Origin of the sequence: Streptomyces sp. NPDC058646 (assembly GCF_042716875.1) — a bacterium.
GTDB lineage: Bacteria > Actinomycetota > Actinomycetes > Streptomycetales > Streptomycetaceae > Streptomyces.
This window is the reverse complement of record NZ_JBHXRK010000001.1, coordinates 592,686-618,042: the sequence shown is the minus strand read 5'-3', so window position 1 is coordinate 618,042 and position 25,357 is coordinate 592,686. Positions and strand designations below refer to the sequence as shown.

Here is a 25,357-nt window from a genome sequence, read left to right as displayed (position 1 = left end):
CAAGATGACGGACAATGAGAGCTCTCTGACGGCTGCAGAGATCGTCGCGGAACGGTGGCAGGAGTTCCTGGGGTTCGGGGGAGATGTGATCGACCCCGCCATGGTGCGGGCCGCGTACGCGCAACCGCGGCTGCGGGTGCTCTTCCCCGGGGTCAGCCACGGCATCCTGTACCTCAGCCGGTGCACCGGCTACCCCGCCTCCCAGGACGTACCGCTCGTGTATCCGCTCGCAGCCGGCGGGTTCCAGGTCACGGGCCGGGCCGGGGAGGGCGTCCTCGGTGAGGTGGCGACCCTTGAGGAGGCGTTCGCCCTGGTCGTGGCACACCTTCCCGAAGGCAGCGGGCCCGCCGTCCTCGGAACGAAGGACGACCTGTGACCGTGCCCCTGGCGGTCGGCGTCGTGGCGGACTGGCAGGCCGTCCTGGCCAAGGGACCGGACCGCATAGACCCCGCGTGCCGCGGGCAGCGCACGGCCACCCCACCCTACGCGGTCACCCCCGAGCCAATATGATCGACACGCCCACCGCTGTGCTGGATTCGTTGCACGGGCTCGCCTTCGGGGACGCCTTCGGGGACCGTTGGTTCGGCATCCTGCGCCGGGACGGTCTGGCAGCCCTGGAGGCGCGGACGCTGCCCCCGGAACCCCTGTGGCGGTGGAGTGACGACACCGCCCAGGCACTCGTTCTCGTCCGGGAACTCGCCGACGGCAGCGGCACCGTCGACCAGGACCGCCTGGCCCTGCGCCTCGCGGCAGCCTACGCCGACGACACGCATCGCGGCTACGGCGCCTCGATGCATGACGTGCTCCGTCGTATCGGCGCGGGCGAGCCTTGGCGGGAGGTGGTCGCCGGACAATTCGGCGGCCAGGGCTCCTGGGGCAACGGCGCAGCCATGCGCGCCGCTCCGCTCGGCGCCTGGCACGCCGCAGACCTCGACGCGGTCGCCGAGCAGGCCGCCCGCCAGAGCGCGGTCTCGCACCACCATCCGGAGGCGGTCGCCGCGGCCGTGGCGGTTGCCCTCGCCGCGGCGCTGGCAACCCGCAGCCGGGGCGGGCACACCCCGGCCCGGCCGGAATTCCTCCTGGCAGTCGCCGAACGACTTCCCGACAGCGACGTCCGGTCGGGGGTGCGGGTCGCGGCCCGGCTGCCGGAGCGCACGTCGATCCGGCACGCCGCGGAGGTCCTGGGCTCCGGCTACCGGATGTCGGGGCCCGACACCGTCCCTTACGCTCTGTGGTGCGCAGCAGGGCACCTCGACGACCTGCAGGAGGGCCTGTGGTCCACGGTCACCGGGCGTGGCGACATCGACACGACCTGTGCTATCGCGGGTGGCGTGATTGCTGCTCGCACAGGCGTCGGCGCACTCCCCCCTGCCTGGCACGCAGCGCGTGAACCGCTGCCCCCTGTTGTGGTGGCGTAAGAACTCCTGTCGGGAAGACTTCAGGCGTCTCCACCAGATCAGTGCGCACCCAAGGGTGAGGAAGGCTCCGTGGCTGTCGTCGCCGATCTCCCAGCGGATCCGCCGGCGGCGGAACCAGTGCATCGGGGCAAACGCCCGTTCGCCGAGCGAGCGTTGGGTGTCGAGTCCGGAGCCCCAGACCAAACCTCGGTACTTGTCGTAGCCGTAGCCGTGGTCGCCCAGCGCCCAAAGCAACCGGAAGCGCGGCTCACGGGCATCAGAGTGGGTCGTCGTAGGCAGCACAGCCGGGCGTGCTGCGGTGGTCCTGCGGCCAGTGCGGTCATCACCTCGGCGGCCTGGTCGACGGTGAGCCCAGAGTGCTGCGCGAGCGCGGCGAGGGTGAACGGCTGTGCCTCCATCAACAGGTTCAGGAGCGGGCCCGCTCGCCGAATTCGGCAGGGGTCACTACCGCAACACCGACCTGCGCGAGAACGACCTGTCGGCAATCCGAGGCGTGGCGACCCTCGCCAAAGTTCGCACCGACCCCGGCCAGCAGACCGACCTCGCCGAAGCCCTCCTGAACGAACTCGAATTCAGCACCGGGGACGACTGGGCCGGGAGGATCCCGTGCCCCTGCAGATCGCCTACGGAGCCCCGTCCGCCCTCCGGGCGCGCTGCGAGATCGCCACCGTTCGGACCCCCCGCCCCGAGGAGACCGCCTACGAGCCCCGCGCGCTCACCCCCGCCGGGCAGTGGCGCCCCTGTCCGAAGGGGACATCAAGGCAGTTACAGCGCCTCGCAGGCCCCTGGACAGCACGCTGTACCTGAGAAACGATGAGGGCCCGGTGAGGCGAAAAGCGCAGGTCAGCGAACCCTTCCCCGGGCTTTCAGGGGCACCGGCGGGAGTGCGGGGGCAGGGATCGGAGGGCCGTCGTAGCCCTTCACTTCGCCGTAGCGGGTGCCCTCCATCCAGTCCTTGCGCGCCTGTACGATCTCCTCGTCGGACCGTCCGATCCAGTTCCAGAACAATGCAATGCTCACGGGCATCGGCGCAGGTCAGACGGGTCTCGGATAGCTGCCAGTCAGCAAACTGTCAGCATTATGATCCGAGGAGTCGCGGGGACGTGGCAGCCACGACAACCGCCCACGGCATGGGCACCATTTTCAAGGACTGCGGGCACGCGTCCTCCTACTGGCCGAAATGCCCCCACGGCTGGAAGATCCGATACCGCAACGCGGCCGGGAAGCAGACCGAGGCATCGGGCTTCGCCACACGGGAGAAGGCCGCGGAGCGCCTGTCGACTGTTCACAACGAGAAGCAAGCGAAGCCGGCCAACCAAGCTAAGGCCGAGCGCATCGCGCGGTACGGCCAGATGCGCTTCGACGAGTACACCGCGGAGTGGAAGCAGGGCCAACGTCACCTCGCGCCGGCTTCGCTCAGCCACCTCGACTCGCTTCTGCAGCACCACATCTTCCCGGCACTCTCCAGTCGGCGCATGAATACGTTCGACCACAAGGTCGTCGACGGCTTCATACGCACGATGGAGCGCAACAGCGTAGGACTTGCGACGCAGTCCAACGCCTTCGACAAACTCAAAGCGGTCCTGCTTGACGCTCATCGGCTCGGCATCTTCGAGGACAACCCGCTTCTTGGTGTGCAGGCGCCCGTCTACGACCCCAAGAAGGCCGTCATTCCATCCGCCGAGCAGCTACGGGGCCTACGCGCCGCCGGCGACGACACCTTCATGCTCCTGGTCGATGTCATGAGCGGCTGCGGACTCCGCAATGCCGAGGCGGCCGCGGTCAACATCGGGAACATCGTGGCGGACGACGTCTATCGCGTCACCGAGCAGGTCAACCAGACCACCAAGCACTACGACCGCCTGAAGCACCGCAAGCTCGACGAGTACCGGGACGTACCTCTGCCAGCGCGAGTGAAGCAGACCATCGAGTGGTACGCCGACAAGTACGGCACCGTGGACGGCTACCTCCTGCGCCATCCGCACGATCGCGATCGCGCGTACCAGCCCTACCTGCTCCAGAACCAGTGGCAGAGACTCAAGCGCGCCGGCGCCCTCGATGTCCCTGAAGGCATGGTGATCTACGGATGCAGGCATTTCTTCGCGTCGAACTGCCTGGCTCATCGCATCCCGATCACCGACGTCGCGGAGTGGATGGGCCACAAGAGCCTGGAGATCACGTTCAAGATCTACCGGCACCTGCTGCCGGGGTCCATCGGGCAGGCAGCCAAGATCCTCAACGTAAGCCTAGCCGCTTAACCGAGCCCGTATACCACGGGATCCCCGGTCAGCCAAACCGGGGATCCTTCGGATCATTAACACCTGCCATAGCACTTCACACAAGAGGTCCGGGTGTCGAACGAGTTCATCTCCGCAAAGCAGTTGGCTGCCCAACTGAGCATGTCCGTGTCGTGGGTATACAGGGAAGCACACCGGTCAGGTCTCGCCAGTTACACATTCGGGACCGGGCGTAGCGCAAGAATCCGGTTCAAAGTATCCGAGGTTAATTCCTGGATACGACAGCGCAGGCAAATTACCTAACGTCACCTCCATCCCGAACGATTCAGCAAGGCAGGCCGGTGCCCACAAAATCCCTTCCCCGAGGCATGGGGACTGTATTCAAGCGTTGCGACGACCCGAGCGAAAAGTGGTCACGATGTCCGCATTCGTACGCGATCAGATACCGGAGTGCGAGCGGACGCCAAACAGAGGAAGGGGGATTCCGCACCCAGGCTCAGGCTACGTCACGACTTTCACAAATTTATGCCTCGAAGGCCAAGGCGTCAGCAAGTGCAGGTTTCAGATACGAGCGCGCCGAGAAGTACGGCCAAATGAACCTCACCGAGTACGTAGAACTCTGGAGGAAAGGGCAGCGGCACTTGGCCGCCTCCTCAGCTCGACACCTAGATTCGCTCCTCGAGCATCACATCATCCCAGTCCTGGGCAGTCGCCGTATGAACTCGTTCGACCACAAGGTCGTCGATGACTTTATCCGGACCATGGAAACAATGGGCACTGGGACAGCAACGCAATCCAACGCGTTCGATAAACTGTCCACCATACTTCTCGATGCGCAACGGGTAGGAATTTACGACTTCAACCCACTGGATGGCGTCAGATCGCCACAGTACACGCCAACGCGAGCCTCAATCCCCACGCCTGCCCAGTTGCGGGAAATACGAGAAATCGGTGACGAGAAGTTCCGCCTCCTCTGCGACCTGATGAGCGGGTGTGGGATGCGGAACGCCGAAGCGGTCGCAGTAAACATCAACAATATCGTTTCCGATAACACCTACAGGATAACCGAGCAGGTTAACCAGACAACGAAGGTGTGCGGACGCCTCAAGCACCGGAAACCAGGCGAGTACCGGGATGTGCCGCTTCCTTCACGGATCAAGCAGGAAATCGAATGCTATGCCCGAAAACACGGCACGATCGACGGCTATCTCCTAAGGGACCCACGGGACCCATCAAGACCTTTTCAGGCCTACCTGCTTCAAAATCAGTGGCAGAGACTGAAGCGAGACCACCCGTCCATCATTCCGGAAGGAATCGTGCTGTACAGCTTTCGGCATTTCTTTGCATCACAATGCCTTCAGCTTCGCATACCAATCACTGATGTTGCAGACTGGATGGGCCATAAGAGCCTGGACGTGACGTTTAAGGTCTACCGGCACCTCATGCCTGGCTCGATCGCAAGCGCAGCATCGTCTCTGGATCTCGCCTTGGCCGCGTAGGAGCTGCGCAAATCACACTATCGGCGGATGCCTGCTCACGCTGCCGAACCGCTCCCAGGCTTCCTTCAATTGGGGCGGCCGGTCACGGCGCACCGCCGTGCGCGGTGACCGGGCTCGACAGCCTGCGCGGGGCCGTCGCGACTGGCGCCGAGGGCTGGCTCGCCCCATGGAGGTGTTGGGCAAGATGTCAGGCACACGGCCACCAGGTGCCGGGCGGCGGTCGTCAGAAGCATGGGGTCAGGCGCGTCACTTCAATGCCCTGAAACCGTGAAACTGGCTGCGGAGCTGGCGGAGAGGGTGACAGGATTAAGGGAATGACGACCCAGCCGTTCCTGGCCGTAACGCACGTTGCGGCGCTCGAGTCCTTCCTCAGCGGGATGGGCACTGTATTCCGGAAGTTCGACGAGCAGGACTCTGGCTGCATCTCATACGGCCTGGACGTAGCTGGCAGCCGCTGGTTCGTGAAGGCCGCCTCGAAAGCGACTGGCGTCTGCTCCCTACGCCGCGCAATCGCGGTCCACCAGGCCGTCTCCCATCCGGCCATCGTGTCCTTGGTGCACTCCTTCACCACGGACGAGGGCCTGGCGCTCGTCTACCCATGGGTGAGGGGCGAGGTCCTCTACCACCCGACCCGGACTCGCCACGGCGGACGGGCCACGCCCGGCAGCCCTATGGCGCGCTTCAGGGCACTGCCGATCGTCCGGATTCAGGCCGCACTGGAATCCGTCCTGAGTGCCCACCTGGCGGTCGAGCAGGCCGGACTCGTGGCGGTCGACTTCTATGACGGCTGCATGCTGTACGACTTCGGCGAACACCGCATGACGCTGTGCGACCTGGACGAGTACCGCCCAGGGCCGTTCACGCTGCAGGCGGACCGGCTTCCCGGCTCCACTCGGTACATGGCACCCGAGGAGTTCAGCCGGGGCTCACTCATCGACATCCGGACCACGGTGTTCAACCTCGGCCGGGCGCTGCGCCTCCTGCTCGACGCGGGCGACGACGAGACCCGGTGGCGCGGCACCCCCGCCCAGCTGGCCGTCATCGAGCGAGCGACAGCCCCAGAGCCAGAGAGGCGATGGCCCTCGGTCCGCTCTCTGACCGATGCCTGGCATGCGGCAGCCTGAGCAGTTGACGGCCTCACCGGCGCAGCGCGCCGTCGACACCAGACCGCGGCCAGTGCGCGAAATCCGGCCAGCCTTGGCTCCCTGCTCGCCTTGATCAAGCCGAAAGGCCCTCAGCCTGCCCTTTTGGCCGATTAGAGTGTTCACGGACAACAGCGCCGATCAGGTGAGGCGCAGCGGAAGGGTGAGTCGGTACGGATGAGCGGGGTACCCACGCGGATCGGCCGTTACACGGTGGCGCGGGAGCTCGGCTCGGGCGGGATGGGTGAGGTCTTTCTCGCCTATACGCCGGCGGGTGATCCGGTCGCGGTGAAGGTGATCCGCAACGACAAGCTGGACCCGGTGACACGTGCGCGCTTCGAGAAGGAAGCCCTGATCGCCCGTACGGTGATCGGCACGAACCGGGTGGCCCGGTTCCTGGACGCCGACCCCTACGCCGACCAGCCGTGGCTGGCCATGGAGTACGTGGCCGGCCGCACGCTGCTGACCTGCATCGACAATGACGGCGCCCTCCCACTTCCGATGGTGGCCAGCCTCGGCGCCCTGCTTTCGGAGGGGTTGGCGGCCGTGCATGCCGCCGGTCTTCTGCACCGCGACCTGAAGCCGCAGAACGTGATCCTGGGCAGTGACGGTCCGATGATCATCGACTTCGGGCTGGGCGCCTTCATGGATACCTCCCAGGAGACCCTGTCCCACAGCGGCATGATCATCGGCACGGTGCGCTGTATGCCCCCGGAGCAGGCGAGTGGCCGTCCGCAGGTAACCCCGGCTGCGGACGTGTACGCGCTGGGCACGGTCCTGCTGTACGCGGCCGCCGCCCACTACCCGTACGACGGGACGCGTTGGGAGGCCATCGCGGCGCAGGTCACCAATGCCGACATTGCCCCTGACCTCTCTGGTGTGCCTGCGGCGCTGGTTTCCCTGCTGCAGTCGATGCTTGCGCAAGAGCCGGAGGATAGGCCGACCCTCGCGGCAGTCTCTGATGCGTGCGCGGAGATCCTCACCAGCTCCGGAACCTCGCCGGCGTCCGCACGACTGGCGCTGATCGCGCGCACCACCACTGGAGAGCCGCCGTCACCGGCTGGGGAGCCCTTCACGCAATCTTTCGAGAAGCTCCTTCAGGAGCAGGCGGCCCTTGCCGACGATGGGGAGCCGGAGAGCCCGCTCGACATGACTCCGCGGGCTGCGGCAGCGGGCGAGCAGGGCGATAGCGAAGCAGAACCCGATGCGGAGGTGCTCGCGGTGCCTCTGCCAGAGCCAACCACGGCACCCGAGCGCCGGGGGCCCCGGCCGAAGGCAGGCTCGCCCAAGGGGCGGCCTCCGGCGTCGAAGCGGGTCGCGGACGAGCTGCGCGCGCAGTATGCGGTGGATCTCGCTCTTTGACTCCTGCGCTGACAGTGCCTGGTGAGAGTCTGTGTCGGAATGGGTGCGTACGGGCGTCGCGTGACGGCGTCCCAGGAGCCCGTGAGGTGTGAGCGGCTGTCAAGGCCGCAGTTAGAGGATCGGAGCGGACGTTGAGCGTCGAGGCGGAAGCCGTGGGCGGCCAGGATGATGCGGTGTGGGACGCCTGGAGGCCCGACGATGTTCCGGATCGGCGTTCGGGTCCCGCCTCGTCCGGCTATGCGCCGGGCGCTCAGGTACTGATCCGGGACGAGCTGTGGCTTGTCCGGAACTGCAAGGACACCAAGCTCGACGGGTGGATGGTCGAGGTCACGGGCATTTCGTCGTTCGTCCGCGGCACCGATGCCGTCTTCTACAGTCGGCTCGACGACATCCAGGTGCTGGACCCGCGGGAGACTCGGCTTGTCCCGGACGACTCTCCGAATCACCGGCGGGGCCGGCTTTTCCTCGAGTCCGTGATCCGCAAGACGTTCCTGCCGCAGACCGAGCACGGGCTGGCGCTGGCCGATGGCTTCCTCATGGACCAGCAGGTGCACCAGCTGCGCCCTGCCGAGCTGGCGCTGTCGATGAAGAACCCGCAGCCGCGCATCCTGATCGCGGATGTGGTGGGCCTGGGCAAGACCCTGGAGATCGGGGTGCTGCTGGCCGAGCTGATCCGGCGCGGCCGGGGTGAGCGGATCCTGGTGGTGACCCCGCAGCATGTGTTGGAGCAGTTCCAGCGCGAGCTGTGGACTCGCTTCGCCATTCCTCTGGTGCGCCTGGACTCGACCGGCATCCAGCGCATCCAGCAGGACATCCCTGCCGGCCGCAACCCGTTCGCGTACTTCAAGCGGGCGATCATCTCCGTGGACACCCTCAAGAGCGATGTCTACGCGCACCACCTGGAGCACACCGACTGGGATGCCGTCGTCATCGACGAGTCCCACAACCTCGTCAACCGGGGAACGAAGAACAACGAGCTCGCCCGCCTGCTCGCCCGCAAAACCGACGCCCTCGTGCTGGCCTCGGCCACGCCCCATAACGGCCGCACCCAATCCTTCGCCGAGCTGGTGATGATGCTCGACGAGGCGGCCATCACAGACCCCTCCGCGTACGCGGTGGAGGACCTCGGCCACCTCTACATCCGGCGCACAAAGACCTCAGCCGAGGTGCGCGACTCGTTGAAGGGCTCCTGGGCGGACCGCGGCCCGTCACAGCCCATTCGTGTGCCGGCTGGTGAGAAGGAGCTGGCCGTCTTTCGCGAGCTGGCCGCGCGTTGGATTCCGGGGGATTCGGCGCAGCCGTCGGTCAGCCGGCACCAGCTCGTGCCGTACCAGCTGCTGAAGTCCTTCCTGTCTTCGCACCGGGCCTTGCTAGAGACGGTCAAGACTCGGCTGGCGACGCTGGACAAGCCGTCCACTGAGCAGTCGGCGGACCGTGCCCAGAAGGCCACGCGGCCGGTCGACCCTGCGGTCCGGGAAGCGGAACGGCAGGCCGAGCGAGCCGCCCTGGCCGACTTGCGGGGCTTGGCTGAGCAGATCCAGGACGAGGACTCGGCGAAGCTGGCGGCGTTGCTGGACGAGCTACGGAAGATGGGGGTCGGCCCTGGGTCGGAGACCCGCGTGGTGGTGTTCTCTGAGCGCATCCCCACCTTGAAGTGGCTGGCGGAGAGTGTCCCGGCAGCTCTCGGTTTCAGGCACGGAACCAGCCCTGACGAGAAGAAGCCCTGGCTGGCGTTCGGTGGCGCGGTGCAGGTCATGCACGGCGAGGCCTCGAGCGACGAGGAGCAGCAGGCCATCGTCGAGAAGTTCGGGCTGCGTGACGACCCGGTGCGCATCCTGTTCACCGGCGATGTCGCCTCCGAGGGCGTCAACCTGCACCAGCAGTGCCATCGCCTGATCCACTTCGACCTGCCGTGGTCTCTGATCCGGATCGAGCAGCGCAACGGCCGTATCGACCGCTACGGCCAGGAACACCAACCACAGTTCCGGGCCTTGATCCTCACCAGCGACGTGCCCTGGCGTACGGATGAGACCACCGCCCTGCCTCGCACTCTGGACGACCGGCTGGTGGGCGAGAAGCTCCTCAAGCGCGAGGAGGAAGCGCACAAGATCGAAGGCTCTGCGGAGGCGGTCACCGGCCTGTACCGGGCCAAGGAGGAGGAGAACCGCCTCACCCAGGACCTCATCGCCGGTCGAACCGTCGAGGAGTCGCTCAAGCAGTCCCAGCAAGGCGGCGCCGCGTTCCTCGCCGGGCTGCTCGGACAGGTCGGCGCCGTGCCCGAGCACCCCGAGGTCCTCCGGGCAAACGTCCCCAGCCTCTTCGCTTCCACCGCCGACTACTTCGACGAGGCGCTGCGCCAGGTCTGCCGGCCCAACCCCGAGGACCAGCTGTCCCTTCGCCGTGACGACGACGGCACGATCGCGTTCGAGCCTCCGCGTGACCTGCTGTACCGGCTGAAGGCGCTGCCCAAGTCGTACCTCGACGAGCAGCAAATCATGCCCCGCAAGAGCGAGCCGGGCCGGATGCGCATCACGTTCTCTAAGGACCTCGCGGCCGGCCGTCTGAAGGCGGCCCGGGAGTCCTCCAAGTCCCAGTGGCCGAACGTCTCCTACGTCACCGACGTCCACCCGGTCCTGGACTGGCTGACGGACAAGGTGCTCGTGGAGATCGGTCGTCACCAGGCCCCGGTGCTCGCCGCCTCCGTGGACACCCCGACCTACCTGATTCAAGGCATCTGCTCCAACGCGCTGGGCCGACCCACGATCGTGGAGTGGATGGCCGTCCGCGGCCTCCCCGGCGCACTCGTAGCCACCACCCTGACCGCGGAGGTACTGGAGGGATACGGCGTGGGGCCGACGATGCCTGGCCGGTCAGCACCGCTTGACATCGACGGCCTGACCGCGCTGGTGCCCGCTGCCATCGACGAGGCGGAACGCCACCTCGTGAAGCTGAAGGACGGCTACCGCCAGCAGATCGAGGCGACCCTCGAGCCTTACCGAAAGCGGGTCGTGCACTGGCAGCAGGAAGCCATCTTCTCCGCCGACGGGACGGGCAAGCGCGGAGTCAACCTCAGCGCTAGTCGGCGGCTGAAGCTGATCAAGTCCCTGGAGACCACGGGCGAGCCGATGCTGCGCCTGCTCGCCGTCCTCGAACCGCTCAACGCCGCTGAAGGAGGCACCGCCCGATGAGCACCGACTTCGACTCCTTCAGCAACCGAGGCGAGTACCTGTCCGCGCATTACTTCGCCGAGCAACTCGGCACCGACCTCAAGAAGGGCCTGTTCACCACCTGGGCCCTGCGCGAGGGCGACGAGAACGATCCCCGCCGGACGCCGCGTGAGATGCTGCGCGGCCTACGCACCACCTACCTCGCCGAAGACGTACGCGGCTACTTCGCCGAGGCCGCCGAGCGTGGCGCCGGAGACGAAGCCCGGCTGCACACCCATAACAACCCAGAGTGGCGCAAGCGGCTCGCCGAGTGGCACCAGACGGTGCTACAGGCCCTCGGCTTCGAACCCACGCCGACCGAGGTCACGGTTCACCGCGCCGGGCGGGACCACACGCTGACCGCGGCCTACCACGGCCACGGCATCGTTGCTCTGGACTGCGGTTGGGCCGCCGACAATGACACCGCCCTCAACGCCGACGGCCCCGGCCGCCTGCTGTCACCGCTGCGCGTGAGCGCCGGCGAAACGTACGAAACGGGCCCGGCACTCGGAGCCTGGCTCTTCCAGAGCGAGCTCGGTGAGGCTGGCGGCCCCCACCCGCGCTTCGTACTGCTGCTCTGCGGCGGCGTACTCGTCCTCACTGACCGCCAGTCTTTCAACGAGGGCCGTTACCTCGCCGTCAACCTCGACGCCGCGCTGGAACGCAACGACCGCACGCAGCAAGGTGAACTCGCCACCATCGCTGCCCTGTTCAGCCTGGACATGCTCCGGCCCGGCGAGAACGACCAGAGCCGTGCCATCGACGCGCTGCTGAAGTCCTCCGGCGCCAATGCCGCAGGGGTTTCCGGTGAGCTGCGCCACGGCCTGCAGCGCTCAGTCGAGATCATCGCCAACGAAGTGCTTCAGCGGATGGCCGACCCGAAGAATGATGTCACCCCGGCCGACATCGCAAGCCGGAAGATCCCCTTCGCTCGGGAACTGACCCGCGAAAGTCTGCGCTACCTCTACCGGATCCTCTTCCTGCTCTACGCCGAGGCCCGCCCCGAGTTGGGCATCCTTCCCGCCGACGACGGCAGCTACGAGGTCGGCTACTCCATGGCCCGCCTGCGTGAACTCGTCGAACGCGACGAGGAGCTAGTCGAGGAGGAGGCCCGTAACGGCTTCCACCTGTACGAGTCCCTGGACGTCCTCTTCAACAAGGTCAACTTCGGTCACCGTGCATACGGCAGCGAAGCCGACGATGACCAGCCTGGCGACGACGATGAAACCCGCAAGGCCAAGGCGGCCCGCCGCAGCGAGGACCGAGGCCTGCGCTTCGAACCTCTGCGCAGCACACTCTTCGAGCCAGCCGCGGTACGGCTCATCGGCAGGAATGTCCTCGACCCCCGCAGCGATGAGGACAACGATCCACGCTGGCTCGACCTGCGCCTGCGCAACACCGCCCTGCACCAGGTGCTGCGCCTGCTCACCATGAAGAAGGGCAAGCGCGGCGAGCGGGGCGGCTTCATCTCCTACCGCAACCTCGGCATTGACCAGCTCGGGGCCGTCTACGAAGGCCTGATGTCCTATACCGGCAGAATCGCCGAGGAGGAACTGTGCGAGGTCGCCAAGGGCGGTGACCCGGAGAAGGGTTCCTGGCTCATCCCCTCGCACAGGCAAAACCAGTACCCCGACAAGGCCCTCGTCCACTACGGCGAAGACGACGCGCGCAAGAACCTGCGGGGCGTCAAGAAGTACGACAAGGGTTCCTTCGTCTACCGCCTCGCCGGCCGTGACCGGGAGACCTCCGCCTCGTACTACACGCCCGAATCGCTGAGGCGGGTTACGGTAGAACTCACCCTCAAGCACCGGTTGGATCAGCAACGCGACGCTGAGGGCAACGTCATCAAGACCCGGGCGTCCGAGCTGCTGAAATACAAGATCTGTGAGCCGGCCCTCGGCTCCGGTGCCTTCCTCAACGAGGCGATCAACCAAGTCGCCGAGGATTACCTGCGGCGACGGCAGGACGAGCTCGGCACCAGCATCCCGACCGCAGACGCCCTCACTGAGAAGCAGAAGGCCAAGGCTTACATCGCCCTGCACAACGTATATGGGGTCGACCTCAACCCGACGGGTGTCGAACTTGCCGAGGTGTCGTTGTGGCTCAACACCATGCACCCCGGCATGCGCGCCCCATGGTTCGGCCTGCACCTGCGGCGCGGTAACTCACTGATCGGCGCGCGGAGGGCCTTCTACGCGGCGGACGACGTCACGGGCAAGGAATGGCTCAAGGCCAAGGGCGCCCTGGCCCCGACCCCGCTTCCATTCCTCAAGGGGGGCGAGACCCAGACCCTCCCTCAGGATGCGGTGCACCAGTTCCTGCTGCCGAGCCCCGGGTGGGCAGCCGTCGCGGGCTCCAAGGAGGCGCGAGAACTCGCAAAGGAAGGCGTCGAGCAGCTCGGCGCTTGGAAGAAGGGCATCCTCCAGCGGCCGAAGCGGAGCAAGGCCAGCCGGGCGAAGACTGAGCCGGTCTCCCAGTTCACCCGCTTGCGGGACGCCGCCCGGCGGGCGGAGTTCCTCTGGTCCCTAGTCGTCAAGCGCATGGAGCTCTCAGAGCAGGCGATCGCCCGCCGGATCGACGTGTGGGGGGCCAATCCCGCCGACCCCGAGTACGGCTTCCTCCAACGCCCCGACCATGCCCTGCCCAAGGAGAAGGTCCTCGAAGACCTCTTCAACGCCGCGGACACCCCGTACTGGCGACTGAAGAAGATCATGGACGCCTGGTGCTCCCTCTGGTTCTGGCCAGTGGACAAGGCCGGGCTGCTCGACGGCACTGCTGGCGAGTACGCGACGTACTCGCCGGTTGCGGATGTCGAAGGCCTTGCGCGAGTGCTCGACGGGGTGCCGCTGACCGAGGAGCCGCCGGCTCCCTCGTCTGGTCCGGAACGGTCGGCCGTCCCCGCGCTGAGGCCCACAGCGCGATTCGTCGAGGCGACAGCTCTGTTCTCATTCGGCCCCGAGCAGACAAGCTTCGAGGACCTTGAGCTGACCGCGGACGACGACGCGATCGTGGAGGTGAAGCAGGTCGGGTCCAAGAGTGGGAAGGAGACAGCGGCTCCAAAGTCCAAGACGCAGGGAAAGCGGCAGATCGTCCCGCTCCAGGACCTCGATGACTGGCTGGAATTCCTTGAGGCCATGCTGGGCACAGCCGACGTGCCCGAGGGGACCCTCATCGACAGTTTCGCGAGCCTTGACGCGCTCAAGACCTTCGAGGAGACACTTCCTGGCTTCATGGGCATGGACGCCGGCAATCCGGAGGACCGCTTCCCCTGGCTCCGAGAGGTCCACGACATCGCGGAGGAACAGGGCTTCCTGCACTGGGAGCTGGAGTTCGCCATCGTCTTCGCGCGAGGCGGCGGCTTCGACCTCCAGGTAGGCAACCCGCCGTGGGTACGGCCCCGCTGGAATGAGTCGGCTGTGCTCGCGGAGCACGAGCCGTGGTTCGAACTGGAGGATAAGGCCTCCACGGCCGAGAAGGACCGCCGACGAATCGAAGTTCTAGAGGTAGCACGCCCGTACGCTCTCGGCGAGCTCACGAACACAACCGCGCAAGTCGCCGTATTCGGCTCCCCACAGATGTACCCGTTGCTGACGGGGACCCAGCCGGATCTCTACCGGGCGTTCATGTCTCAGGTGTGGGCACACACCTCTGCGGACGGAACCGCCGGGATGGTTCACCCGGATACGCACTTCACAGGGGACAAGGAGGGAAGCCTGCGGGAGGCTGCGTACCAGCGACTCCGAATTCATGGCGACTTTGTCAACTCCGGTCAGCGTTTCTTCCCACGACCCGTCGGTGATACCGCCCACTTTGGAGTGCACGTCTACGGTCGGCCCACGGAGATCAGTTTCGACCACCTGTCCTGGCTGGTGTCCGCCGACGCGCTTCGATACTCCTCCGAGCACGACGGTTCCGGTGAGGTACCGGGAATCCGCTACCGCAACGGTGAGTTCGACGAACGTCCACACCAGGCTCGAGTGGTCCGGGTCAACAAGCACCAACTCTCCATCTGGCAGCGCCTGCTGGACGAGGCCGACCAGCCGTTTGAACAAGCCCGACTGCTGTTCCCCGTTAGCGCGGCAGAAGCCACGGCCATCGAGGCATTGGCTAACTACCCCCTGCGGCTCGGATCTGCGCCACAGGTGTCGGCGGGATATCACGAGAGCGGCGCCAAGAAGGACAACCTGATCGACTACAACCGGCCTGAACCTGCCACGGGCCAGGAGTACCAGCCAGACCGTTGGCGCCAAGTGATCCTTAAGGGAACCCAGATCAGTGTCGCAACACCAATGTTCAAGCGACATGACGCCAACAGCAATGATCCGTACGGCGTCGATCTCGTCTCACTTGCGCCTGACTTCGTGCCCGACACTGAATACGTTCGGGCCCCGGGAAGAATCCGTGAGTACTTGGAGGAACAGGATAGGTGGATCGATCATCGTGCCCTCGCACGATTGAGGGCGAGCGATAGGGACATCACACGGGCACGGCGGCAGGTTGCTTTCCATGACCAAGTCCCTGAGGAATCCGTCACACCGGAGAAGATCGATGACGTGCTGGTACACCGAGCACGTCGACGGTACGTCAAGTTCTATCGGCTTGCGTGGCGATGCATGATCGCGCCCAATACTGAAAGGGCCCTCTACGCCGCGATGGTTCCTCCAGGCACTGCGCACGTGGACAACGTTCACAGCCTTTCAATGCCTGATCCTTGTTCGACGGCGTTGGTCGCAGGTTTTTGGGCATCTCTGCCCATGGACTACTTCTTGCGCGCCACGGGACGAGGACACCTTCGGGGTGCCGGCGTGAAGGCCATGCCCGCCCCGGTCACTGAACACCCACTGGCCCCCGCTCTTCTCCTGCGAACCTTGCGCCTCAACTGCCTCACCCGCGCCTACGCCGATCTCTGGACGGAGCTGTACGACCCCACATGGCCCGCCTGCGAGCCGTGGGCTTGCGACTGGCCAAGTCTGCAACCCCTGCAGGACGTAACCCCTGGCTGGCGTCCCGAAACACCCCTCCGTAGCGAGCGGGCTCGCAGGTCCGCCCTCGTAGAGATCGACGCGCTGGTCGCCGTGTGGCTCGGCATGGATGCCGACGCACTCATCGCCGCCTACCGGGGCCGTTTCCCCGTGCTCCAGAAGTACGAAGCCGTGACCTGGTTCGACGCCGAGGGCTGGAAGATCGCGGGCAATGCCCGCACTATCGGCCAGCGGCAGACGAGGGAGAGCTGGACGCAGTTCGAGGCGTACCGCACCCACCCCTCCAGTGCTCCGGTGCCGGATGGCTACACCGCGCCCTTCTACAAGGCGGACCGCGAGTCTGAGATGCGGGCCGCACACGCCGTCTTCCAGAAGCGGCTCGACGAGGCAGTTGCCCGCGGCGAGTGGGACCCGGTCAAGCAGGAGGTGCCGAACTCGTGAGGCCGACCCTTCAGGCGCGGGGGCTCAAGGAGAGCCTGCTGCAGTACCTGTCGACGACATACGCGCTCACCGACGAGGGCGCGCGCGAGGCGCTGCACCGGTTCCTCGGGGATGAGACATCGGGGATGTTCCGTGGGCCGTATCTGCGGATCCGGACGCCGTTCACCGTGTCCGGCGACGGGTGGCGGAAGCACCTGGAGTGGCAGCGGGAGGGGTTCAAGCCGTACGCGCATCAGGCGGTCGCCTTCGGACGGCTGACTTCCGCGCATGGGCACACTCCGCAGCCGACGCTCGTCACCACCGGCACGGGCTCCGGTAAGACGGAGTCGTTCCTGTATCCGGTGCTTGATCACTGCCGACGGGAGCGTGAAGCGGGGAAGGCCGGGGTTAAGGCTGTCTTCCTGTACCCGATGAACGCCCTCGCTACCGATCAGGCGCAGCGCATCAACGAGTTGCTCACTCAGAACGCCGAGCTCGGGAAGCTGTCGGCTGGCCTCTACATCGGTGAACGGGCCGCGACCCAGTACGAGAAGGTGCGTACGCGGCGTTCGGACATGCAGATCTCGCCGCCGGACATTCTGATCACGAACTACAAGATGCTGGACCTCCTGCTTCAGCGGGCCGATGACGCGCCGCTGTGGCGGGAGTCGGACATCCGCTACATCGTCGTGGACGAGTTCCATACCTACGACGGCGCGCAGGGTACGGACGTCGGGATGCTGTTGCGGCGGCTCGCTGCCGCAGTCGGGGCGTCCGAGGATGGCCGTCCGCTGGGGAAGATCTGTCCAGTGGCGACGTCGGCGACGCTGGCCTCAGGGGCGGACGAGGATGGCGTGGCGCGGCTGCTTGAGGTGGCGACGCAGGTCTTCGGTACGGAGTTCACGGCGGACTCGATCGTTGGGGAGAACCGGCTGTCCGTCGAGGAGTTCGTTCCGCTCGGTGACGTGACCATGCAGCCGATGCCGACCCCCGACGAGCTGCTGGCGCTGCCTGATCCGACGACTGGCGACGAGGCGCTGCTGGACCTGATCGAGAAGGTGACGGATGTCCGTGACCTCGATCCCTTCGTTCTCGGCGGGAACCTGAAGCGGCACCTGTTCACTCGCGCCGTGATGCAGGCCCTGAGCGGCGAGGTGAAGACCAGCCCCGAGGTGCTGGATGTGATGTGGCGGGCCGGTGCGGCCGGCTGGTCGCAGGCGGTGGCCCGGCAGCCGGAGAAGGCCGCCGAGGCGCTGGCGCGGTTCGTCGCTCTGCTGTCACACGCCCGGGACCCCGAGTCTTCGCCTGCCGAGCCGCGGCCTTTCGTGCACGTGGAGGTGCACCAGTGGGCGCGTTCGGTATCCCGTCTGCTGCGTGGTGTGCTGCCGTGGCCGAAGGCGGAGTTCCGCTGGGATGCGGCGGGGATGGCGGACGCAAGCGCGGCTGATGGCGGGCGTACGGCGCCGGTGACCACGGCCACCTCGGGCCAGAGCGCGAACCTGTTCCTGCCGGCGATCTACTGCCGTGACTGTGGGCGCTCCGGCTGGGCGGTGTTCTCCCCCGAGAGCGACGACCACGACGTCCAGTTCGACACGTACAAGATCCGCCGGGCCTCCCTCGGCCAGGACAAGGCGCGGGTACGAAACCTCATCACCGCAACGGACCAGCAAGCCCGCGAGGGTTCCGGCGCTGCACTGATGACGGCGACCAGCGGAAAGGCCGGCTCGGCCGCGTCGCAGGGTGCCGGCGGGGTGCTGATGGTGCTGGACGGCACCCGCAAGCGGCTGCGCCTTCCCGATCCCCTCAACGACTACGACCGGGACACGAAGGAACCTCGGCTGACGGCCCGGGATTCGGCCTTCGTGCTGGTGAACTTCGGGGAGACCGCTAATACGGCTGCCAAGGAAGACTGGTGCCCGGCCTGCGGCGAGCGCAACGCGATCCGCTACCTCGGTACCGGCGCGGCCGCGATGGCAGCTGCATCAATCACCCAGCTGTTCACCGGCGGGGAGCTCGACAAGGAGCTCCGCGAGGACAAGACGCTGATGTTCAACGACTCGGTGCAGGATGCCGCGCACCGGGCCGGATTCGTCGCCAACCGCTCGTTCACCTTCTCCCTGCGCGCGCTGCTGGCCGGCCATCTTCGCCACGACGAGCCGACCGCGCTCAACGATCTGATCGCGGACGTGGTCGAGGCGACGACGGACAAGGACACCCTGTCCGCGGTGGTGCCGCCGGACCTGCACGGGTTCAAAGGCGTTGACCGGCTGCTGTCCGGGCAGGGCCGTGGCGGGGATCTGAAGACGTGGCGGCTGATCGGCCAGCGGCTGGCGTTCGAGGCGCTGATGGAGTTCGGTTTCCGGTCGCGCAACGGCCGTACCCTGGAGCTGACCCGGACCGCCGCCGCCCAGGTCCACATCGAGGACCCGGCGGCCGTGGTCGCATTGGTCCGGCAGCTGCACGAGGAGTGCGTCCGCGATGGCCTGCCGCTGGTGCCACAGGATGACGCGCGGTACCTGGTGTTCGTCCGTATCTTCTTGGAGCGGCTACGCACGCGTGGCGCGGTCGCCCACCAGTGGCTGGACAAGTACATCGACGAAGCGGGTACCAGCAGGTACTTCATCTGGGGCAAGCGGGCTCCGGGCATGCGGGCCTTCCCGAAGGGCATCGCAGCCCCGGTGTTCTTGCTCGGTCAGACCAAGAACGGCAGTGAGTTCGACTTCGCCACGGGCCGGTTGTCCTGGTACGAGCGGTGGGCCGGACGATGCCTGGAGCTACCGCGTGAGCTGGCGCCCGAGCTGTGGAGTCGCCTGCTGCCCGAGCTGGCCTCGATGGGCCTGTTGTCTGTCCGTACCCCGAACGACACGTCAGTGAGGGTTTACGGGCTCAAGCCCGGAAGCATCGTGGCCCAGCTCCTGGACGACGAGCATGTGCGTTCCTCGTACGTGCGCTGCCCCGTGTGCTTCTGGGAGCAGACAGTCCATCCCTCCCTCCTCGACCAGTGGCACGATCAGCCCTGCCCCTCATACCGGTGTGGCAAGGGCCGCCTGGTGGCTGGCGACCGGCCCGAGGGCCTGGGTATTCACCACCGCGATCGCGACTACACGCACGACTACTACCGGCGCTTGTACCGCGGTGCGGGAACGTATCAGGTGGTCACGGCCGAACACACCGGCATGCTTGGGCGCCCGCAGCGCGAGAAGGTCGAGGAAGCGTTCAAGCGCGGCGGCGGCTTCAAGGACCCCAACGTGCTGTCCTGCACTCCGACGCTGGAGATGGGTATCGACATCGGAGACCTGTCCGCCGTCGTCCTGGCCGCACTGCCGCGCCGTCCCGCCTCGTACGCGCAGCAGGTCGGCCGAGCCGGACGCCGCACCGGCAACGCCTTCCTGCTGACCATCCCGGACCGGCGCCGACGCGACCTCTACTTCCTGGAGCGCCCGAAGGACCTGATCGCGGGCACCATCGTGCCGCCCGGCTGCCACCTGTCGGCCATCGAGATCCTGCGCCGCCAGTACCTGGCGCACCTGCTGGACTTGGCCGCCGCCGGCCGCCTCGTCCGCGCGGACGGAATCGTGCTGCGGGCGCTACCGCACAAGGCTCCCCGCCTGTTCGGGCCGTCCGGGTACCTCACCGATCTGGTGGAACTGGCCATCGACCAGGGCGAAGAGCTGGTCAAGGGCTTCCTGAAGCTGTTTCCCACTGGCGTCAACGACCAAGCCAAGGCCGAGCTGGAGAAGTACGCAACGCACGATCTGCGCGGCAAGGTGGATCAGGCCGAGCGGGAGTGGCGGCAGAGCGAGGACGCCTTGCGGGCGCGGCTGCGCGAGATCGACGAGGCGCACGGCGAACTCCACGACAGCGACCCCGACCAGGCCCACCAGAAGGCCGAACTGGACGCCGAACGGCGCGGTGTGGGCAAGCGGCTGCTCCACCTGGGTGACACGACGGCCCAGAGCGCGCTGTGCGACCTCGGGCTGCTGCCGAACTACGCACTGATCGACTCGACGACGACGCTGTCGGCGACCCTGTACGGGGAAGACGGCATCGACCCGAAGACGGGGAAGGTGCTGTACACCTCCGACACGCTCTCCTACGAGCGCCCCCGCCGCTACGCCCTCCAGGAGCTGGCACCGGGCAACACGTTCTACGTCAACGGCTACCGGCACGAGGTCACCGGTCTGGAGCTGTCCACAGGAGGGCGCCAGGAGTGGCGTACCTGGCGAGTGTGCCCGGGCTGCGGCTACGTCCGTACCGAGCACGCCTCAACCGACCGCTCTGCGTGCCCGAGGTGCAAGACCAGCCAGATCGCCGATGACGGCTCCTGCCTCTTCCAGATCGTCGAGCCGGCCACCGTAACCTCGCGGGACAAGCGCGAGGACGCCCGGATCCGCGATGACAAGGACGACCGCGACCGCCGTTCGTACACGGTCGTGGACGCGGTCGACATTCCGGTGGAGGCGATCGAACCCGGCTCATGGCGGCATGCCCGCGAGACCTTCGGCGTTGACTATTGCCGCAGCGCCATGATCCGCCGGATCAATGTGGGGCCGGTCCGCTACGACTCCCCCGCCCGCGATGACTTCGCCGGCCACCTGGTGCGACTGAACCCGTTCCATGTGTGCACCTCGTGCGGGGCCGCCACCGCGGACGGCCGGCCTGTCTTCGACCACGACACGGATGCCCTCGACTCGGCGGCAGCCCGGTCCCCGCAGCTCAAGCACCACCGCCCGTGGTGTCCCCTGCGGCGTGGCAAGAAGGACGGCACCACGCAGGAGCCGGTACTGCTCGCCCATCAGCTGCAGACCGAGGCACTGCGGGTCCTCATCCCGGCTGCGACCGCGGATGTGGACGCCAAGGTGCACTCCTTCCGTGCCGCCCTGCGGCTCGGCGTGGACCTGCATTTCGGCGGTGACCCGCAGCACCTGGACACCACGGTCGCATCCATGCCGGACAACGACAGCGGTGAGCGCCGCTGGTTCCTGGTGCTCTTCGACTCCCTGCCCGGAGGCACCGGCTACCTGGACCGGCTCACCAACCCGGCCGCCTTCCGGGACACGCTCGCCCGCGCGTACGAGCAGCTCAAGGCGTGCCCGTGCGCGGAGGAGCAGCGCCGGGCCTGCCACCGCTGCCTGCATCGCTACACCCCCGAGCAGTTCCAGGACGTTGTCTCCCGCCAGGCAGCGCTGACCATGCTGGAATCTCTGCTGTTCAAGGGTGAAGGCGAGGACGGCTGGGAGACCACCGAGGTGGAGCACACCGGGCTGGTCGGGCTGGATGCCCAGGTCGAATCCGACCTTGAGGCTCGCTTCCTGACCGCCCTGCGGGACTGGGTGAAGGTCACCGACGACGCCGCCCTGGACGAGGACGGCCACGCCAGCGGACACCTGCGGTTCACCGACGGCTCCGAGGTCATGCACTGGCGGCTCACCGCCCAGCGGCAGCTCGAAGGAACCCGAACCGACTTCACCTTCACCCGGGTCGGCGGCCCTCAGCAGAGCGTGGACGTCTACCTCGAAGGTTTCCGGTTCCACGCAAGCCGGGAACACAACCGCATCGCGGAGGACGCGACCCGGCGCACCGTGCTGCGCGCCGATGGAAGGGTCGTCTTCCAGATCACCTGGGCGGACATTGACCTGTTCGAGCACCGCCCTGGGCGCAGCCGTCCGGTCTGGCCGCCGTACCGGGGTACCGCTCAGGAGCAGGCCAAGGCGGCTTACGAGCAGTACGGCGGCAACCGTGCCCACTTCGGTGAGGCTGTCTTCGCCAACCCGATCGACACGCTGATCGCCTATTTGCGTGATCCGGACGCCACTTGCTGGGCACGTCGGGCACGTGCCCTGGTCACCGGTCTCGTGGGCGTCCCGGCAACAGCCGCCGTCGCCGCGACGGGCAAGCGCAGCGAGCTCGTCACCGTGCTGCGCGATCAGCTCGCTGTCCTCGGGGCTGGAGAGCGGGCCGACAAGCCGGTCGTCCCCGACACGGCCGGTATCGGACCTGTCCACGTCTTTCGTAGCCAGGACGAGCATGGTCTGCCGATCCTGTTCGCCGTGGATGGCGCAGTTCCCGAGGACCTGCGCTGGACGGCACTGGCCGTCCTCGATGACAGCGACGCCGTCCTCGACACGGACGAGCACAAGCTGCGGTGGCGGTCCTGGCTGTACTGGACCAACATCACCCAGTTCCTGTCCTTCGCCGGGGGTGACGGCGTGCAGCTCGCCGCCAGCCGGGCTGCGGACTTCGAGGTCGAGGTTCTTGCCGTGTGCGGTGGGCTCGGCGAGCTCGATTCCATCACCGCGGCTCTCGCGCCGGTAGCCGAGCCTGGAATCAAGCCCGCTGTCCCCGAGCGGACCAACGGCTCGGCGGCCGAGGCAGCGCTGCGCCGGGCCATCCGGGATGCCGCCTGGGACGAGGACATCCTCGAGATCCTGCGCGAGGACGCCGAGGAGGCACCTGACCTGCTCCTCCTTGCCGAAACCCTCGCCGACCGCGGCAAGCAGGCACCCGTCTTCGGCTTCGAACTGGGCGCGAGTGGCTGGCAGGCCGACTTCGCCTGGCAGACCCCCGGCTTCAAGATCGCCGTGGTCACCGCCCACAGCGGGGCCGACGACCCCGAGGCCCAGCGCCGGGACGCCGCGTACGCCCAGGACGGTTGGACCGTACGCACCGCAGCCGACTGGCTAGACCACCTCGACACCCTGCTCGAGCAGCTCCCCGACACGGAAGGCACCACCCGATGACCGCCCGGCTCAGCCTGTACCGCAAGGCCGAACAGGAGCTGTACAAGCTCGACCGCTCGGTCAAGGCCCAGTTCTACGATTTCTGCCATGACTTCCGGAAGAACCCCAATCTGCCCGGGTTCCAGCGCAAGAAGCTCAAGGGCGACTCCCGGATCTGGTCCGCCCGTGTGAACCAGTCCTATCGGGCCCTTCTCGCGCCCACTGGAGTGGATGCGGACGGTACCGAGAGCTGGCTGGTCATCGCCGTCCGCCATCGCAAGGACGTCTACGAGGAACTGCAGGTCGCGGTTAACCGCGTCACCGGCGAGATCGAATTCGTCGACCTCGCCGTGGTCGGCGACAGTGCCCTGCGCCGCGCCGGCATCACGCTCACCCCTGCCGAGCCGGACCCCACAGAGCCTCCGACCGAGCCCACACCCTCCCCCGCCACTGAACCGGCAAGGCCCCAGGCTGCACCGGCGCTACTCGCCGCGTACACCGCCGACCAGTTGCGCGAGCTCGGCGTCGCCGAACAGCTCATTGAGCTGGCCCTCGCGGTCACCGACAGCACCGAGCTGGACCAGCTCGTCGAGGGCTCCCCCTTGCTGTCGAAGGACATCCTGTACGGCCTCGCCGCCGGCATGGACATCGACGAGGTTCGCAAGGAGATCACCCAGCCCGTCGAGCTCGGCCACGAGCCCGACCTCGGCGACTTCGCCGCGGCCCTGACCCGGACCAAGGTCACTGCCGTGGACGACGCCGTCCAGGCCGCCATTGACGAAGGCGACTTCCGCGCGTGGAAGGTGTTCCTGCACCCCACCCAGGAACGCATCGTCCGCCGCCACTACAACGGGCCCGCCCGCGTCTCGGGCGGCCCCGGTACGGGCAAGACCATCGTCGCCCTCCACCGGGTCAAGCACCTGGTCGAACAGCTGCCGCCCGGCCACGACAAGCCAATCCTTCTGACCACATTCACCAAGAACCTCACCACCGACCTGCGGCTGCGTCTGGCCTCTCTCATCGAGCCCGAACTCCTCGCCCGCATCGAGATCGCCCACATCGACCAGCTCGCCGCACGCGTCCTGGGCGAGAACACCGCGCCCGGCCGGGGCAGGCAGCGCGTCTACGACAACGTGGCGCTGAACGAGATGCGGCAGCTCCTCGCCGAACTCGACGACCGTCGCTGGGAGCCGGAGTTCCTGCTCGAGGAGTGGGAGCAGGTCATCCTCGGCCAGTCCGTGCCCACCCGTTCCGCCTACTTCCAGGCCCGACGCGCCGGCCGAGGTCGCTCCCTGACCCGTCCGGAGCGCAACCACATCTGGAAGTTGATCGAGCAGTTCACCGCCCGTCTCGACAAGCTCGGCGTGGAAACCTGGGGCCAGGCTTCGGAGCGCGCCGCCCGGTTCGAGATCGAACGCGCCGCGAAGATCCGGGCCCGCCGCGAATACAAGGAAGAGGTCGGCGGCAAGGACCTCATCCACCGCGACAACAGCTCCGGCATGCGTTACCTCGGCTACCGCTACCGGCACATCGTCGTCGACGAGGCCCAGGACCTCAGCCCCGCGCACTGGAAGATGCTCCGGGCCATGGCCGACCCGGACCTGCCCAACGACATGTTCATCGCCGGCGACACCCACCAGCGGATCTACGACCACCAGGTCGCCCTCGGCGCCCTCGGCATCAACATCCGCGGCCGCTCCTCCCGCCTGACCCTGAGCTACCGCACCACCAGGGAGATCCTCGCCGACGCCCTGCGTGTGGTCGAACCGCGGAACTCCGGTCAGAAGGTCGGCTACGACGACCTCGACGACGGCACCGACAACCTCGCCGGCTACCGGTCCGTCCTACACGGCCCCGCCCCCAGCTTCACCCCGTACGACACCTGGGAGGCCGAACTCGCGGGTCTCGCCACCACCCTCGCCACCTGGCGCGACGAGCTCTCAACCGACGAGAACGGCTCTCCGCGCGACCCCAGCGGCCACATCGCCGTCTGCGTCGCCGACCGAGACATGGTCAGCCAGACCATGTACTACCTGATCACCAAGGCCGGCATTACCTGCGCCGAACTGACCAAGGACGGTCCCAAGGGCGACGGCGAAGTCCACGTCGGCACCATGCACCGCTTCAAGGGCCTGGAGTACCAGCGTCTGGCGATCGTCGGTGCCAGCGACGGCATCATTCCTCGTACCCACGTGATCGACCGCTACCGCACCGAGGACCCGCCCCGCTACGAGCGTGAACAGCGCAAGGCCCGCTCCCTGCTGTTCGTAGCCACCACTCGAGCGCGCGACGCCCTCAACATCAGCTGGCACGACAGGCCCAGCCCTTACCTGCCGATCTGACCACTGCCGGCCTCCCCGCACGTGCGGGGA

Annotated in this window: 11 protein-coding genes and 1 pseudogene; 11 read left to right on the top strand and 1 reads right to left on the bottom strand. The window is 67.0% G+C overall.

The features are described 5' to 3' along the window. Positions 1-4: 4 nt before the first annotated feature. Both ACFWUZ_RS02720 and ACFWUZ_RS02715 read left to right on the top strand, forming a co-directional pair. A complete protein-coding gene (locus ACFWUZ_RS02720; RefSeq protein WP_384365816.1) occupies positions 5-376 on the top strand; it encodes a DUF6193 family natural product biosynthesis protein in 372 nt (123 codons plus the stop codon). A 130-nt stretch (positions 377-506) separates the two neighbouring features. Next, positions 507-1,418, top strand: a complete 912-nt coding sequence (locus tag ACFWUZ_RS02715; protein ID WP_384365813.1) for an ADP-ribosylglycohydrolase family protein — start codon at positions 507-509, stop codon at positions 1,416-1,418. A gap of 843 nt (positions 1,419-2,261) precedes the next feature. On the opposite strand, the pseudogene ACFWUZ_RS02710 reads toward ACFWUZ_RS02715, so the two are convergent. Beyond that, positions 2,262-2,426: pseudogene (locus tag ACFWUZ_RS02710) on the bottom strand (pirin); the annotation flags it as partial. Between the two features lie 95 nt (positions 2,427-2,521). Here ACFWUZ_RS02710 and ACFWUZ_RS02705 point away from each other — a divergent pair. The 9 genes from ACFWUZ_RS02705 to ACFWUZ_RS02665 all read left to right on the top strand — a co-directional run bounded on the left by ACFWUZ_RS02705 (position 2,522) and on the right by ACFWUZ_RS02665 (position 25,327). Further along, a complete protein-coding gene (locus ACFWUZ_RS02705) occupies positions 2,522-3,676 on the top strand; it encodes a tyrosine-type recombinase/integrase (RefSeq protein WP_384365810.1) in 1,155 nt (384 codons plus the stop codon). 93 nt (positions 3,677-3,769) lie between these two features. After that, the gene (locus ACFWUZ_RS02700) at positions 3,770-3,958 is read left to right on the top strand and encodes a helix-turn-helix transcriptional regulator (RefSeq protein ID WP_384365807.1); all 189 of its coding nucleotides are present in this window, start codon (positions 3,770-3,772) and stop codon (positions 3,956-3,958) included. Between the two features lie 413 nt (positions 3,959-4,371). Continuing rightward, on the top strand, positions 4,372-5,154 hold the full coding sequence (locus ACFWUZ_RS02695) for a tyrosine-type recombinase/integrase (protein ID WP_384365804.1): 783 nt from the start codon (positions 4,372-4,374) through the stop codon (positions 5,152-5,154). A 314-nt stretch (positions 5,155-5,468) separates the two neighbouring features. Continuing rightward, positions 5,469-6,278 (top strand): serine/threonine protein kinase, encoded by an 810-nt coding sequence (locus ACFWUZ_RS02690; RefSeq protein WP_384365801.1) that lies wholly within the window; start codon positions 5,469-5,471, stop codon positions 6,276-6,278. Between the two features lie 195 nt (positions 6,279-6,473). Then, positions 6,474-7,658 (top strand): protein kinase, encoded by a 1,185-nt coding sequence (locus ACFWUZ_RS02685; RefSeq protein ID WP_384365798.1) that lies wholly within the window; start codon positions 6,474-6,476, stop codon positions 7,656-7,658. 131 nt (positions 7,659-7,789) lie between these two features. Then, a complete protein-coding gene (locus ACFWUZ_RS02680; protein ID WP_384365795.1) occupies positions 7,790-10,846 on the top strand; it encodes an SNF2-related protein in 3,057 nt (1,018 codons plus the stop codon). Beyond that, positions 10,843-16,287: a hypothetical protein gene (locus tag ACFWUZ_RS02675; protein WP_384365792.1), complete on the top strand. Its 5,445-nt coding sequence runs from the start codon at positions 10,843-10,845 to the stop codon at positions 16,285-16,287. Before ACFWUZ_RS02680 ends, ACFWUZ_RS02675 begins: the two co-directional genes overlap by 4 nt. Further along, the gene (locus tag ACFWUZ_RS02670; RefSeq protein WP_384365789.1) at positions 16,284-23,006 is read left to right on the top strand and encodes a DEAD/DEAH box helicase; all 6,723 of its coding nucleotides are present in this window, start codon (positions 16,284-16,286) and stop codon (positions 23,004-23,006) included. The genes ACFWUZ_RS02675 and ACFWUZ_RS02670 overlap by 4 nt, the downstream gene beginning before the upstream one ends. Then, entirely contained in the window at positions 23,003-25,327 is a 2,325-nt protein-coding gene (locus ACFWUZ_RS02665; RefSeq protein WP_384365786.1) for a UvrD-helicase domain-containing protein, read from the top strand. The genes ACFWUZ_RS02670 and ACFWUZ_RS02665 overlap by 4 nt, the downstream gene beginning before the upstream one ends. Positions 25,328-25,357: the final 30 nt, after the last annotated feature.

Bases quoted from the DNA above. Each gene is read 5' to 3' on its own strand.
- ACFWUZ_RS02720 (WP_384365816.1), top strand. From the start codon at position 5: ATGACGGACAATGAGAGCTCTCTGACGGCTGCAGAGATCGTCGCGGAA.
- ACFWUZ_RS02715 (WP_384365813.1), top strand. From the start codon at position 507: ATGATCGACACGCCCACCGCTGTGCTGGATTCGTTGCACGGGCTCGCC.
- ACFWUZ_RS02695 (WP_384365804.1), top strand. From the start codon at position 4,372: ATGAACTCGTTCGACCACAAGGTCGTCGATGACTTTATCCGGACCATG.
- ACFWUZ_RS02690 (WP_384365801.1), top strand. From the start codon at position 5,469: ATGACGACCCAGCCGTTCCTGGCCGTAACGCACGTTGCGGCGCTCGAG.
- ACFWUZ_RS02685 (WP_384365798.1), top strand. From the start codon at position 6,474: ATGAGCGGGGTACCCACGCGGATCGGCCGTTACACGGTGGCGCGGGAG.
- ACFWUZ_RS02675 (WP_384365792.1), top strand. From the start codon at position 10,843: ATGAGCACCGACTTCGACTCCTTCAGCAACCGAGGCGAGTACCTGTCC.
- ACFWUZ_RS02665 (WP_384365786.1), top strand. From the start codon at position 23,003: ATGACCGCCCGGCTCAGCCTGTACCGCAAGGCCGAACAGGAGCTGTAC.